General features: G+C 68.9%; 14 protein-coding genes. 5 read left to right on the top strand and 9 right to left on the bottom strand.

All coding sequences use genetic code 11. The features are described 5' to 3' along the window. Positions 1 to 46 precede the first annotated feature (46 nt). Positions 47 to 790: a response regulator transcription factor gene (locus ACWPN7_RS03350; RefSeq protein ID WP_492273110.1), complete on the top strand. Its 744-nt coding sequence runs from the start codon at positions 47 to 49 to the stop codon at positions 788 to 790. Positions 791 to 1,020: 230 nt separating this feature from the next. Next, positions 1,021 to 2,094 carry a response regulator gene (locus tag ACWPN7_RS03355; protein WP_451994316.1) on the top strand — a complete coding sequence of 358 codons (1,074 nt, stop codon included), beginning with the start codon at positions 1,021 to 1,023 and terminating at the stop codon, positions 2,092 to 2,094. On the opposite strand, the gene ACWPN7_RS03360 is transcribed toward ACWPN7_RS03355, so the two are convergent. The 9 genes from ACWPN7_RS03360 to ACWPN7_RS03400 all read right to left on the bottom strand — a co-directional run bounded on the left by ACWPN7_RS03360 (position 2,064) and on the right by ACWPN7_RS03400 (position 10,977). After that, positions 2,064 to 2,321 (bottom strand): hypothetical protein, encoded by a 258-nt coding sequence (locus ACWPN7_RS03360; RefSeq protein WP_035676379.1) that lies wholly within the window; start codon positions 2,319 to 2,321, stop codon positions 2,064 to 2,066. The two genes, ACWPN7_RS03355 and ACWPN7_RS03360, sit on opposite strands and share 31 nt — an antisense overlap. Positions 2,322 to 2,430: 109 nt before the next feature. Beyond that, positions 2,431 to 4,389 (bottom strand): O-linked N-acetylglucosamine transferase, SPINDLY family protein, encoded by a 1,959-nt coding sequence (locus ACWPN7_RS03365; RefSeq protein WP_459196669.1) that lies wholly within the window; start codon positions 4,387 to 4,389, stop codon positions 2,431 to 2,433. A 103-nt stretch (positions 4,390 to 4,492) separates the two neighbouring features. Further along, entirely contained in the window at positions 4,493 to 4,885 is a 393-nt protein-coding gene (locus ACWPN7_RS03370; RefSeq protein ID WP_051658256.1) for an RcnB family protein, read from the bottom strand. A 131-nt stretch (positions 4,886 to 5,016) separates the two neighbouring features. Next, the gene (locus tag ACWPN7_RS03375) at positions 5,017 to 5,859 is read right to left on the bottom strand and encodes a GNAT family N-acetyltransferase (RefSeq protein ID WP_459196670.1); all 843 of its coding nucleotides are present in this window, start codon (positions 5,857 to 5,859) and stop codon (positions 5,017 to 5,019) included. Between the two features lie 14 nt (positions 5,860 to 5,873). Then, the gene (locus ACWPN7_RS03380; protein WP_459196671.1) at positions 5,874 to 6,620 is read right to left on the bottom strand and encodes an aspartate/glutamate racemase family protein; all 747 of its coding nucleotides are present in this window, start codon (positions 6,618 to 6,620) and stop codon (positions 5,874 to 5,876) included. A 17-nt stretch (positions 6,621 to 6,637) separates the two neighbouring features. Beyond that, positions 6,638 to 7,483: an ABC transporter permease gene (locus ACWPN7_RS03385; RefSeq protein ID WP_459196672.1), complete on the bottom strand. Its 846-nt coding sequence runs from the start codon at positions 7,481 to 7,483 to the stop codon at positions 6,638 to 6,640. Positions 7,484 to 7,486: 3 nt separating this feature from the next. Continuing rightward, positions 7,487 to 8,410 (bottom strand): ABC transporter permease, encoded by a 924-nt coding sequence (locus tag ACWPN7_RS03390; protein ID WP_459196673.1) that lies wholly within the window; start codon positions 8,408 to 8,410, stop codon positions 7,487 to 7,489. Positions 8,411 to 8,577: 167 nt separating this feature from the next. Beyond that, positions 8,578 to 9,894, bottom strand: coding sequence for an ABC transporter substrate-binding protein (locus ACWPN7_RS03395; protein WP_459196674.1), 1,317 nt, complete (start codon positions 9,892 to 9,894; stop codon positions 8,578 to 8,580). A gap of 51 nt (positions 9,895 to 9,945) precedes the next feature. Continuing rightward, positions 9,946 to 10,977: an ABC transporter ATP-binding protein gene (locus ACWPN7_RS03400; RefSeq protein ID WP_103039553.1), complete on the bottom strand. Its 1,032-nt coding sequence runs from the start codon at positions 10,975 to 10,977 to the stop codon at positions 9,946 to 9,948. A 267-nt stretch (positions 10,978 to 11,244) separates the two neighbouring features. Between ACWPN7_RS03400 and ACWPN7_RS03405 the strand changes: the two genes are divergently transcribed. The 3 genes from ACWPN7_RS03405 to osmF all read left to right on the top strand — a co-directional run bounded on the left by ACWPN7_RS03405 (position 11,245) and on the right by osmF (position 14,217). After that, entirely contained in the window at positions 11,245 to 11,973 is a 729-nt protein-coding gene (locus tag ACWPN7_RS03405) for a GntR family transcriptional regulator (protein WP_459196675.1), read from the top strand. A gap of 122 nt (positions 11,974 to 12,095) precedes the next feature. Continuing rightward, complete coding sequence (hemH, locus tag ACWPN7_RS03410) at positions 12,096 to 13,181, top strand: ferrochelatase (protein ID WP_459196676.1); 1,086 nt, start codon at positions 12,096 to 12,098, stop codon at positions 13,179 to 13,181. A gap of 115 nt (positions 13,182 to 13,296) precedes the next feature. Further along, on the top strand, positions 13,297 to 14,217 hold the full coding sequence (osmF, locus tag ACWPN7_RS03415) for a glycine betaine ABC transporter substrate-binding protein OsmF (RefSeq protein WP_149650137.1): 921 nt from the start codon (positions 13,297 to 13,299) through the stop codon (positions 14,215 to 14,217). Positions 14,218 to 14,219 lie beyond the last annotated feature (2 nt).

Genomic DNA, 14,219 nt, shown 5'->3' on the forward strand with positions numbered 1-14,219 from the left:
TTGCAACGGAGGTTGTTGCGGCGGGAACGGCGGCGGGCAGGGCATCATGAGCGTCGGATCGGAACTGGTCGGGCGGACCGTGCTGGTGGTCGAGGACTCCCCGGAAACGCAGGATCTGATCGCGACCTATCTGGAGCATCAGGGGCTGCGGGTGCTGCGGGCCGCGAACGGTGCGGAACTGACCGCGCGCATTGCGCAGGACCGGCCCGATCTGGTGTTGCTGGACATCAATCTGCCGGATTGCGACGGGCTGGCCCTGGCCGAGCGGTTGCGGCTGGGGGAAACCGTTCCCCTGATCTTCGTGACCGGCCGCGACAGCCCGACCGACCGCATCGCCGGCCTGTCCCACGGCGGCGACTATGTGACCAAGCCGGTCGATTTGCTGGAATTGCTGATCCGCATCCGCAACCTGCTGCGCCGCTCCGGAGCGTCCGCTGCTCCTCCCGCATCGGCGGAGGGAGCGGCGGCGCCCGACGCGCCGCTGACCTTCCGGGGATGGCGTCTCGATCTGGTGCGCCGGGCGCTGTTCCGTCCCGATGGTTCCTACCTCGCTTTGACGACGGGGGAATTCAACATCCTGGCGGCGCTGGCGGCGATGCGGCCCAACCCGGTCAGCCGCGAGTATCTGCTGGACGTCATCAGCAACCGCGACCCGCGTTCCATCAGCGAGCACACGGTGGACACGCTGATCACCCGGCTGCGCCGCAAGATGCGGCTGGACGACGGCGCACCCTCGCCGATCATTACCGTCCGTGGGATCGGCTATGCATTGGAATCTGACAAATCTTGACGATAATGATTAATATGCAATAATAAACCGCATGTTACTCCGATCGAAAAGTATCAACGGCCGTTGATACGCGTTCGAACGAGGTAATGCTATACATCACCCAACGAATGATTGACGGTTCCAAGCGGGTACCTGGGGGTGGCGGAGCGTTCCGCCGCAACGGGTTGCCGCGCCGGGCCTGACACAGCCGCCGGTCAACCGGCGCGCGATCTGATGCGGGTGAGAGCGGCATGCAACGGTCCCTGGCTCCGCGTTCGGCGGAGCGTCTCACGCTGACTGGTCACATGGCGGCCGGTCAAACGGCGGCCAGCCAAACGGCGGTGGCGTACGCAGCGGCGGCGCCTTCCATTCTGATCATCGGCAACGACAGCGCGGCCATCGCCGGCATTCGCGATTGCGCCCTGCGGCTCGGCCACCGGGTGCAGGACACGCGCGACGTGATCTCGGCGCTGGGCCTGCTCGACGTGGACCGCAGCGTCGGTGTCGTGTTCGTGGATGGCGGGTCGCCCTGGTTCGACGGTCTGGCGCTGATGGAGCGGCTGCACCGCACCCACCGCGGCCTCGCCTGCATCCTCTTCGCCCGCAATCCGGAGGCGGACGACGTGGTGCGCGCCCTGCGCCTGGAGGCCGCCGACGTGGTGACCGATCCGGAGGACGAAGCCCAGGTCGAACGCGCGCTGGCCCGTGTCCTCAACGGCGGGCAGGGGATCGCGTCACCGGCCCCAAATGGTTCGCCGGCGTTGAAGGACGGCCACGGCGACGCGCTGGAGCAGGCCTATCTCCACGGTCTGGCGCTCGTCGAGACGGTGCGCGCCTTGCGCGGCGTGGCCGAGGCGGCCCGCGTGATGCCTTTCGTCGCGGCCAATCGCATGGCAACCGGGGGTATGGCGGCGGTGCCCGTGGCCTCCCCGGCGGCCATCGCCACTGCGCCTCAGTCCGCTTGCGAGGCGGTGGCCGAGGGCGGTGCGTCGGACAGCCTGGGAATCCTGACGGCGATCCGGCGCAAGCGCGCCGCGCGTGAGAAGTTCTTTCCCAAGGGCCTGTTCGAGGACCCCTGCTGGGACATGCTGCTCGACCTGATGATCAATCATCTCCAGGGGCGGCGGATCTCCGTGTCGTCGCTGTGCATCGCGTCGGGCGTGGCGCAGACCACGGCGTTGCGCCGCATCACCGACCTGCACGACCGCGGGCTGGTCCGGCGCATCGCCGACGACAAGGATGGCCGCCGCGTCTTCATCGAACTGACCGAAGAGGGCGTCGCCGCCATGGAGCGTTACGTGGAGACGGTCGGTCCGCTGGGCTGATCGCCTTCCGCTCCCGCCTCCGCTTGGCGGGAACAGTCCGGCCAGGGGCAGGCGCAGGAGGGAAAGCGGCACTCGTCGCCGTTCACGTCGCTGGCCTGCACGGCGATCTTGTAGCGCAGGCCGTGGGCCGACGGCGTGTCGATCAGGCCGCAGGCCTCGTAGACCTCGACATTGACGCGCGCCGATTGCAGGGCAACCCGCGCGATCTGTTTGGGATCCTTCATCATCGGCGTCTCGGCCTCGCTTCCGCTGCGTCGTCGGTCCTTTCAACGCATGTTCGGCGCCGTTGTGCCAGGGCGTATCGGAAGGACTTCCTTTGGCTCGCCCGCGGCCCCCTTACGGTTCGCGCCACATCGACCAATAGGCTTCCTCCAGCGACCGGGCGAAGGCCGGCGCGTCGCACAAAGATGATTGGCGCACGCGCTCCCGCAGCCCGGCGCGCAGGGCGGCCAGCGCCCCAAGGTCGCCGACCAGCGTGGCGGTCTTGGCGATGTAATCCTCCGGGCTGTCCGCCACCAACCGGTCGGCGAGGCCCAGCGTTTCCAGGAAGCTGACCCCGATCCGCCCTGCCCAGCGGTCGCCGCGCAGGGTCACCACCGGCACGCCCATCCACAGGCTCTCGGCCGTCGTCGTGCCGCCGCCGAAAGGGGTGGGAGACAGCGCGAGGTCGATGCGGTTGTGGCTGTTGAGATAGTCCGCCCGCGGCGTCCTCCCTTCCATGCGCAGGCGGTTCGGCGCGATGCCGTGCGCGGCGAACTGGTCGCGCAACGCCTGCCGCACGCCGTAATCGCCGAACTCCCGCGATTTCAGGAGCAGGCGGGCCTGCGGCAGCGCGGTCAGGACCTGCGCCCACAGCGCGACGGTCGGCCGGGTGATCTTGGCCCGGTTGTGGAAGGCGCCGAGCGTGACCGGCCCGCCGCCGAGCATGGGAAGCGGCCCGACCGGCACTTCCTCCGCCGGCGGGGTGAAGCACAGATAGCTGTCGGGCAGGCGCCAGACCTTCTCGGTGAAGAAGCGCTCCTCGCCCGGCGGCAGGACATGGCGGTCGGCGATGATCCAGTCCATGGCCGGCAGGCCGGTCGTCCCGAAGTAACCGAGCCAGCTCGCCTGGACGGGCGCGGGCCGCCGGGCGAACAGGGGCAGACGGTTGTTTCCCGTATGGCCGGAGAGATCGACGAGGATGTCGATGCCGTCCCGGCGGATCAGCTCGGCCACCGCTGCGTCGTCCATGCCGACGATCGGACGCCATCCGTCGGCGGCGGCGCGAAGGCTCTCCGTCACGTCGTCGGTCCGGCCGTTGTTGGCGTAGCCGAAGGCGGTGACCGCCTTGCGGTCGTGCGCCCTCAACACGCTTTCCAGGAAATAGCCGACCGGATGGCTGTTGAAATCGCTGGAGACGTAGCCGATGCGCAGCGGGCGGGGACCGTCGTCCCGCACCACCGGAGCGGCCACCGGGAGCCCGCCGTCGTTTCGTCCGGCCCAGTCGCGGGCGGCGGCGAGGAAGTCGGCGTTTCCGCACTCCGGCAGGTAATGCTGGGCCATCAGGATGTTGCTGTGCGCCATCGGGAAACCCGGGCGGTGCGTCAGCGCCGAGCGGTAGGCGGCCATGGCCTGGTCCAGATGCCCCTGTCCTTTCAGGACGTTGCCGAGGTTGGACCAGCCCAGGGCGAATTCGGGCCGGAAGGTCAGGGCGACGCGGTGGGCCGCCGCCGCCTCGCCCAGCCGGTCCTGCAGGTCCAGCGCGTAACCGAGGTTGCCGTGGGACTCGGCGTTGGCCGGCGCCGCCTGGATGGCGTCGGTGAAGGCGGCAATGGCGGCGTCGGTCTGCCCGACCTCCAGGAACAGGGAGCCGAGGTTGTTCAACGCCTCCACGAAGCCGGGCTGGAGCGCGATGGCCTGGCGGTAGGCGGCGACGCTCTCGTTGGGCCGCCGCTGAACGCGAAACAGGTTGCCCAGCCGGAAATGGATGTCCGCCCGGTCCGGGCCGAGGCGCAGCGCCGCCATCAGGGCGTCCAGGGCCTCGTCCACGCGGCCCGCATCGAGCAGGACGGAGCCGAGATTCAGGTGGTACTCCAGCGCCTCCCGGATGGACAGGGCGGTGCGGATGCTGGCGATTCCGCCGTCGTGATCGCCCCGCTCGGACTGCAGCACGCCCAGCAGGTGCCAAGCGTCGGGGTTCCGCGGCTCGCGCTTCAGGATCTGGCGGTACGCCCGCTCCGCCTCGTCGCCACGGCCATCGTTGTGCAGGGTCAGGGCATCGGTGAGCGAGGACCGGGTGCGGCGGCTGTCCGTCATGAAGCGTCCATCGTGAGGAGCGGGCATCGCGGGGGAGGGCGGTGCAACTCCGGGGAGAGTAGACCGCCCGGCCATGTCACGTCCATGAGGGAAGGCGATGGTCTCAGCGGAACAGGCCGGGGACGATCCGGACCATGACTCCCGAGCGGGACGCCACCAGAACGGCGTCCGACCCGGCGCGGACCCAGTGATGGCCGCGCGGCGGCCGGTGCAGGTGATAAGCGGCGGGCGTGGCGATGACGTAGCGCCGCGACGCGTAGGCGGTGGGCAGGCGGTCGCCGGGTTTCCAGTATCGTGCCGTGCGGTGGACCGGCGGAGGCGGGCGATGGGCTTCCGGGCGGTGCGCATTGGGGCCGCGGTGGTCCCGCTCCATCCGCGGCGGTTCGCGATGATCCGGTCCCCAGCCGGCGGCGGAGGCGTCCTGGGTGCCCAGGCCGACCAGCAGGGTGGCGGCGGTCAAGGCGGTGGTCATGGCGGCGATCAGGGTGCGCGACATGGGGGTGTCCCTCTTCTCGTCAGGCCGGGATCGTGATCCCGATGCCCCGATGCTGCGCGCGCCTTGTTGCCGGCGTGTGTCCGGCGGCCCCCTGTTTGGTAACGGACTGTTACGGTAACGCTTGCCCGTCTTCAGCCCAGTTCGAAGGTCGTCACGCCAAACAGGCGCGCCGTGTCGATGGTTGGGGCGGGGCCCAGATACATGCGGGCGGTTTCGAACTGCGGGGTCAGGCCCAGCTCCTCCGCCAGCAGCACGGCGTCGCGGTTGACCTCTGGAACGTCGAGGAAAATCGGGCCGTCCCCCGCCGTGGCGGCGAGCGCCAGCGCCAGATCGCGCGCCGTGCCGCGGTCGGCGGCGTAGAGCGGGCCGATCTTGCTGCCGCTGTGGCAGGGACGGATCACCCCGAAGCCGCGCAACGCCCCGTCGACCACGGCGGCCAGCGCGGAGGCGCCGGGCAGCGTGATCCAGTTGGACAGGAAGCCGGCGCGCGGCGCCGGGAACAGCGCGCGGTCCCACGCCAGCAGCCGGTCGAAGGGCACCGTCCGGGCGTCCACCAGCGCCGCGGCGGAGGAGGTTCCGGCGGGCGGCGCGCCGCCGTAGCGGATGTTGCGGTAGGCCAGCGCGAAGCCGGACTTGCGGTAATTGTCCTGCTGCGCCACCACCCCGTCCAGCCCGACGGTGCAGCCCTCCAGATGCCTCAGCCCGGCTTGCCAGAGGTCCCAGCCGAGGCCGCGCCCGCGCATTTCGGGCCGCACAATGTAGAAGCCGAGGAAGCCGAAGTTGTCGGGATAGCGGACGACGGAGAGGCAGGCCGCCGGCTCGCCGTCCAGTTCCCCGATCAGAAAGCCTTCGGGGTCCACGGCGTGGAAGGCCCCGGCGTCGTGCAGGCCGGGGTTCCAGCCCTCCGCCCGCGCCCAATCCACGGCCAGATCCAGCTCGGCCCGGCTCATCACGCGCACGCGGTAGCCTTCCATGGCGTCCCTCCGGGTCAGGGCTGCGGGGCGGGGGCGAAGCGTGCCATGTCCCCGGCGTAGGGTTTGGGCAGGGGGAAAGCGTAACCGCCGGTCTTGCCGGTGCGCAAGCCCAGCACGGCCAGCCCCTCCACCAGCTTCACCGCCGCCGTCACGCCGTCCACCACCGGCACGCCCATCTCCGCGGTCAGGGCGCGCGCCAGATCGGCCATGCCGGCGCAGCCCAGAACGACGCTCTCCGCCCCGTCCTCCGCGATGGCGTGGCGGATGGTGTCGCGCACCCGCTCCACGGCGCCCGACGTCGGGTCCTCCAGCGCCAGCACCGGCACGTCGGCGGCGCGCACCCGGCAGCGCCCGGCCACGCCGTAACGCTCCGCCAGATGCTCCAGCGCCGGGACGGAGCGCGGCATGGTGGTGACCACGCTGAACCGCCCGCCGAGCAGGGTGGCGGTCTTCATCGCCGCCTCGCAGATGCCAATTACCGGGACGGTGGACAGGCAGCGCGCGGCGTCCAGCCCGACGTCGTCGAAGCAGGCGATCACCACGCCGTCGATGCCCGGTGCGGCGCGCCCGTGGGCGGCGATCACCTCCAGCAGGCCGGGAACGGCGAGCGCCTCGTCGTAATAACCCTCGATGCTGGCGGGGCCCATCGCCGGGTTGGCGGCGACGATCTCCGTTCCCGGCGCCGCGACGGCGCGGGCAGCGGTCCCGGCCTTCTCGGTCATCGAGGCGGTGGTGTTCGGGTTGACGACCAGGATGCGCATGGTTGGTCCTTGTTTCCTCAAGCGGCGCCGGTCCGCCGCAGCCGGCGGCGGCGCAGGATCATCACCCCGGCGAGGAACAGGCCGATGACTGTGAAGGAGAACAGCGTCGTCAGCGTGCCCAGCGCGTAGAGCACCGGCGTCGTGACGTTGGTGGTCATGCCGTAGATCTCCAGCGGCAGGGTGTTGAAGGACCCCGCGGTCATCAGCGTGCGCGCGAACTCGTCATAGGACAGGGTGAAGCCGAACAGCCCGACGCCGATCAGGCTGGGCAGCAGGATGGGCAGCACCACATGCCGCACCGTCTGCCAGGGCGTGGCGCCGAGGTCGCGCGCCGCCTCCTCGTAAGCCGGGTTGAAGCGGTTGAAGATGGCGAAGACGATCAGCAGGCCGAAGGGCAGCGTCCAGGTCAGGTGCGCACCGAGCGCCGAGCCGTACCAGGTCGGCTCGATCCCCAGGATGTTGAACAGCAGGCCGATGCCCAGGCTGACCAGGATCGACGGCACGATCAGGCTCGCCACCGCCAGATAGAACAGCGCCCCGCTGCCCAGGAAACGGCGGCGGAAGGCGAAGCCGGCGAGCAGCGAGAACAGCACCGTCAGCACCATCACCGTCAGCCCCAGCGCGATGGAGCGGCGGAAGGAGCCGCCGAAATCGCCGACCGCCTGCTGCTCGAACAGGTTCTTGAACCAGTGGATGGAGACGCCGTTCATCGGGAAGGTCAACCCGCCCTCCGGTCCCTGGAAGGACAGGATGGTGATGGTGGCGATCGGCCCGTAGAGGAACAGGACGAACAGCCCGAAGAAGGCGGCGAGCAGGTAGAAGGACAGGCCGCGCCCCTTGTTCCGCATGACACTGCCGGTCATCGCTTACAGCTCCTTGCGGATGTCGACGATGCGCAGCATCGCCACGACCATGATGAGGACGACGGCCAGCAGCACGACCGCGTTTGCGGCGGCGGCGGGGTACTGGAGCAGCGAAATCTCGTTGGCGATCATCAGCCCGATGGAGGCGCTCTGCCCGCCGCTCATCAGGCGCACGGTGATGAAGTCGCCCATCACCAGCGTGACCACGAAGATGGAGCCGATGGCGATGCCCGGCTTGGCCAGCGGCAGGATGACGTTCCAGACCACCTGCGCCGCGCTGGCGCCGCCGTCGCGCGCCGCCTCGACCAGGGCGCGGTCGATGCGCATCATCGAATTGAAGATCGGCACCACCATGAACAGCGCGTAGAGGTGCACGAAGGCCAGCACCACCGCGAAATCCGAGAACAGCAGGAACTCCAGCGGCTGTTCGATCAGCCCGGCGGAGATCAGCCCGGAATTCAGCAGCCCGTTGCGCCCGAGGAAGGGAATCCACGAGATCATGCGGATGATGTTGGAGGTCCAGAAGGGGATCGTGCAGACCAGGAACAGCACCATCTGCCAAGTCGTGGACTGGACGTGGAAGGCCAGGAAATAGGCCACCGTGAAGCCGATCAGCAGCGTGATGACCCAGGTCAGCGCCGCGAACTTCACGGTGTTCAGGTAGGTCTTCCAGGTTACCGGCGAGGTCAGCAGCTCCTCGTAATTGGTCAGCACGAAGTCCGGGTAGATGCGGATGCTGTCGTAGTCCCAGAAGCTGACCGTGACGATGGTCAGGATGGGGATCAGCAGGAAGACCAGCAGCGTCAGCGCCAGCGGCCCAGCCTGGAGGTAGGGGGCGACCCGGCGCAGCACGGAACGGCGCACCCCGCCGCCCCGCGGTGCCGCGGACGCGCTGGACGCTTCGGATGGGGCGGCGGAGACGGTCATGGCGGAGGGGTCCGGTGCCGTGGGGGAGTGTTGGTGTGGGAGAGTCTTGCCCCCACCCTGCCCCTCCCCCGCTGGGCGGGGGAGGGAATTTGATGCTCCCTCCCCTGCGGGAGCGGGGGAGGGAAGGGGCCCATGCGCAGCATGGGAAGGGTGGGGGCAATTGCGCCTTACGCCGCGACGAACTCGTTCCACTTGCGGACCATGTAGCGGTCCTCGTCCATCACCGCGTTCCAGCAGGCGACACGTCCCATGCGGTCCTGGAACGACCCGCCGTCGCGCACCGCGCCGGCCTTCTCCATCACCTTGCCATCGGGGTTGAGGATGTCGGTCTTGGCCGGCTGGCCCTCCATCCAGAAGGCCCACTCGTCCGGCGACATGTGCTCCTTCGCGGTGTCGAGCACGGCGGAGTAATAGCCCTGGCGGTTCAGATAGGCGCCGACCCAGCCCGACAGGTACCAGTTGATGTACTCGTAGGCCGCCTCAAGCTCCAGCCCGCTCAGATGCTTGGCAATGCCGAGGCCGCCGCCCCAGGCGCGGTAGCCTTCCTTCAGCGGCTGGTAGACGCACTGGATGCCCTTGGCGCGCACGGCGGCCACGGCCGGCGACCACATCGACTGGATGATGACCTCGCCCGAGGACATCAGGTTGACGCTCTCGTCGAAGGTCTTCCAGAAGGCGCGGAACTGCCCGGCCTTCTTGGCGTCGGTCATGATCTTGAGGGTCTTGTCGATCTCCTCCTTGGTCATGTTGCCCTTGTCGCCGTACTTCACCTCGCCCATGGCCTCGCAGACCATGGCGGCGTCCATGATGCCGATGGAGGGGATGTTCAGGATCGACGCCTTGCCCTTGAAGGCCGGGTCCAGCAAGTCCTTCCAGCTGCTGATCGGGCGGCCGACCAGATCGGGGCGGATGCCCAGCGTGTCGGCGTTGTAGATGGTCGGGATCAGCGTCATCCACTGGGTGGCCGATTTGGCGAACTTGATGCTGTCCTTGCCTTCGACGAAGCCGACGGTGTGCGGCGCGGTGCCCTGGGCGACGGCGCTCTCCGGCGTCAGCTTGCCGTTGACGAAGATCGGGACGATCTTGTCGAAGTTCTTGATCTTGGAGACGTCCATCGGCTGCATCACGCCGGCCGGGAAGACCTTCTTGCAGATCCAGTATTCGATGTCGGCGATGTCGTAGGACTTCGGCTGGGTCACCGCGCGCTGGGCCACCGCGTCACTGTCGAGCGCGGTCATCTGCAGTGTGAAGCCCAGGTCCTCCTTCACCTTGTCGGCGACGGCGTTCAGGTTCGACACGCCGGTGCCGAACTGGCGCAGCGTGACGTTCTTGATGTTCTGCGCCCAGATGGTGGGGAAGCCGGTGATCGCCCCCGACCCGATGGCGACGCCCGCGGCGGCGGCGGTGCCCTTCAGCAGCGTGCGGCGGCTGACGCCCGTGGTGGTCCCGGCGGAAAGGGGCGAGCCGGTGCGCGTCTCGGTCATGCTCTGTGCCTCCAGTATGGTCGGTCGGTTCTTGGGGGTTGGATCGGAAAGTCAGGCAACCAGGGGGTGGACGTCGCGCGCCTTCCAGCCCGCGGTCACGCGGTCGCCGATGGCAAGCGGGGCGTCGTAGAAACGGGATTCGTCCAGCACCACGGCGAAGTCCTCGGCACCCGGCACGTCGAGCGTCAGGTGGACCGAGGCGCCGTGATACTCCAGCGCGCGGACGGTGCCTTCGAGCTGGTGGTCGGTGCCGTGATCGGCACTGGCCGGCTGGCCGAGCAGGATGCGGTCGGCCCGCACGGCCCGGCGGCCGGCGGCGTCCTCCACCACGTTGTGGCCGCCGATGAAGCGGGCGACGAAGGCGGTGCGCGGCTGGTTGAAGACCTCGCGCGGCGGGCCGGCCTGCTCGATCCGGCCCTGGTTCATCACCACCACGAGGTCGGCCAGCGCCATCGCCTCGGTCTGGCTGTGGGTGACATGGACGAAAGTGATGCCAAGCTCGGTGTGCAGACGCTTCAGCTCCTCCCGCATGCGGATGCGCAGGAAGGGGTCGAGCGCCGACAGCGGCTCGTCGAGCAGGAGCACGCCCGGCCGGGTGATCAGTGCGCGGGCCAGCGCGACGCGCTGCTGCTGCCCGCCGGAGAGCTGGGCGGGCAGCCGGTCCGCGTATTGGGACATGTGGACGAGGTCCAGCATCTCCCGCGCGCGGCGGCGGCGCTCCTCCTTCGCGACACCCTTCATCTTCAGGCTGAAGGCGACGTTGTCGGTGCAGTCGAGGTGCGGGAACAGGGCGTAGCTCTGGAACATCATGGCGGTGCCGCGGCGGGCCGGCGGCTCTCCGTTGACCACCGTGTCGCCGATCAGCAGGTCGCCGTCGGAGATGTCCTCATGCCCGGCGATCATGCGCAGCGTGGAGGTCTTGCCGCAGCCGCTGGGGCCGAGCAGGCAGCAATAGGCGCCGGCGGCGATGCGCAGGTCGATGCCGTCCACCGCGACGGTGGAGCCGTAGAACTTGCGCAGCTTCACCAGCTCGACGGTTGATCCGGTGGCGGGCGAACCGGCTGCGGTCGTTCTGTCGGTCATGGCCCTCTCCGATTTTGTGCACAATCCGCAGGTCCCGCTGCGGCTGTCGAATATGTCTGCAAGTTCCATGCCAGCGTGTGAATGGCGGATTTCCGCGGCTTTCCGGCGGCAAAAATCAGCGATTGGTCAGGATTTCAGCGCTGTGGCGCGAAATTGTGCATGGGTGGGCTGTGCCCGATGCATGGGCAGGGCGCGGGAGCTGCGTTTGCCCGCTGGTCCGGTTTGTGCACAATCTGCGGCAACACATTGAACAGCGCCCGTGCCATCATGAAAACTGTCCTGAGCGCCCCCCGCCGCGCCGTCCGCGGGCGGGGGGAGGGGGCGGAGGCCCGCATCGTCCGCAGCATCGGCGAGGCCATCGCCGACCGCCGGCTGCCGCCCGGCACCAAGCTGGCCGAGGAGAGCTTGGCCGAGGTGTTCGGCGTCAGCCGCGAGCGGGTGCGCAAGGTGCTGCTGCTGCTGGCGCAACGGCGCGTGGTGACGCTGATCCCCAACCGCGGCGCCTTCGTCGCCAAGCCCACCGCGCGGGAGGCGCGCGAGGTGTTCGAGGCCCGGCGGGTGATCGAGCGTGCCGTGGTCGAGGCGCTGGAGCGCACCCCCCGCCCCCTGCCGGACGAGACGTCGGCGAAGCTGCGCGCCCATCTGGCGCGGGAGGAGGAGGCCGACCGGGCCGGCGACCGCATGGCGCTGATCCGCCTGTCGGGTCAGTTCCACCAACTGCTGGCCGACTTCGCCGGGAACGCCACGCTGGCCGGCATCCTGGCGGACCTGATCGACCGCTCCAGCCTCGCCATCGCGGCGTTCGAGCGGCGGTCCTCCCATTCCTGCTCCGCCACTGAGCACCGGCGCTTCGTCGAGGCGCTGGAGTCCGGCCCGCCGGGCGCGGCGCTGCGGCTGATGATGGAGCATCTCGACGAGGTGGAGCGGCAGCTCGACCTCGATGCGCGGTCGGACGGCGCGGTCGATCTGAAATCCGTTTTCGCCGAACGCACGTAAGAGCCTGTCCGAACGGCCGGAGGATAGCCCGGCCCTATCGACCGCATAGGGACAAAGGGCTGCTTCCGATGGGTTCGGCTCGCTATTATGCTGCCCGCCGCGACATCGAGGTGACCGACATTATGCAGCCCATTTCCAAGCCCGCCGACCATCCGCCGGTTCCCGCGCGCCGCGTCGGTGTGCTTCTGATGAATCTCGGAACGCCGGAGGCGACCGACTACTGGTCGATGCGCCGCTATCTGAAGGAGTTCCTGTCGGACCCCCGCGTGATCGAGGTGCCGAAGGCGGTGTGGTGGCCGGTGCTGAACGGCATCATCCTGACCGTGCGTCCGGGCAAGAGCGGCCATGCCTACAAAAGCATCTGGAACGAGGAGCGCAACGAAAGCCCGCTGAAGACCGTCACCCGCGCCCAGGCGGAGGGCGTCGCGGCGGCGCTGGCGGCGCGGCACGGCGACAGCGTGGTGGTGGACTGGGCCATGCGCTACGGCCAGCCGGCGGTCGGCCCGGCGATCCAGCGGCTGAAGGACCAGGGCTGCGACCGCATCCTGCTGTTCCCGCTCTACCCGCAATATTCGGCGACCACGACGGCCACGGCCAACGATCAGGCCTTCCGCCAGCTGATGACCATGCGCTGGCAGCCGGCGGTGCGCACCGTCCCCGCCTATCATGACGAGCCGGGCTACATCGAGGCGCTGGCCCGCTCGGTGGTGCGGCACATCGCGGCGCTGGACCACACGCCGGACGTCCTGCTGGCGAGCTTCCACGGCCTGCCGAAGGTCTATCTCGACCGCGGCGATCCCTACCACTGCTTCTGCGTGAAGACCGCGCGCCTGCTGGCCGAGCGGCTGGGCTGGGAGCCGGGACGCGTGCAGTACAGCTTCCAGTCGCGCTTCGGAAAGGCGGAATGGCTGAAGCCCTACACCGACAAGACCGTCGAGGAGCTGGCCCGCGCCGGCAAGACCAAGATCGCGGTGATCGCACCGGGCTTCTCCGCCGACTGCGTGGAGACGCTGGAAGAGATCCAGTTCCAGGTGAAGGACGCCTTCATGGCGGCGGGCGGGGAGCGCTTCACCTACATTCCTTGCCTGAACGACCATCCCGACCATGTCATCTTCCTGTCCGACCTCGTCGAGCGCGAGTTGGGGGGCTGGGTGGAGGGCCCCGGGGTGCGGACGGCGCGCGATGCGGAGGACCACGTCACGGCGTGACCCCCTTCTCCAAAATGGAGGGCCGTACAGGCGGAAAGGGTGGGTTGCCGCGGCGGCCCGGCTTCCCCATGCTGGCGGACGGACAGATTGGACGATGGTTGGGAGGATGCGGGGGATGCGGCGTGTGGTTCGGGCGGTGGCCGCCCTGGCGCTGGGAGCGCTGCTGACGGCCGGAAGCGCCGCGGCGGCGGACAAGGTCCGTGTCGGATCGAAGCTGGACGCCGAGAGCGGCCTGCTCGGCACCATGATCCTGCAGGTGCTGGAGGCCAACGGGATTCCGGTGGAGAACAAGATCCAGCTCGGCCCCACCCGGATCGTGCGCGGCGCCCTGCTGGCTGGCGAGATCGACGTCTATCCGGAATACACCGGCAACGGCGCCTTCTTCTTCAACATCGACAGCGATCCAGCCTGGAAGAACGCCGCCGCCGGCTACGAGACGGTGAAGCAGCTCGACCGGGACAAGAACAACATCGTCTGGCTGACCCCGGCGCCGGCGAACAACACCTGGGCCATCGCGTTGCGCCGTGACGTGGCGGCGCCCAACAACCTCGCCACCATGGAGGATTTCGCACGCTGGGTCGGTGCCGGCGGCACGGCGAAGCTCGCCGCCTCGGCGGAGTTCGTGGAAAGCCCGGCGGCGCTGCCCTCCTTCCAGAAATCCTACGGCTTCACACTGAAACCGGAACAGGTTCTCGTGCTGGCCGGCGGCGACACGGCGGCGACCATCCGCGCGGCGGCGGAGGGCACGTCCGGCGTGAACACCGCCATGGTCTACGGCACGGACGGCGCCATCGCTGCGCTGGACCTCGTGGTGATGAAGGACACCAAGAGCGCGCAGATGGTCTACGCCCCGGCCCCGACCATCCGAGACGGCGTGCTGGACGCCCATCCCAAGATCCGCGACCTGCTGGACCCGGTCTTCAAGTCCTTGGACACCGAAACCCTGCGCGGGCTGAACGCCAAGATTTCCGTGGAGGGACAGGACCCGCGGACGGTCGCCACGACCTACCTGAAATCCAAGGGATTTCTGAACTGACG

Source organism: Azospirillum sp. UENF 312511 (assembly GCF_058780635.1).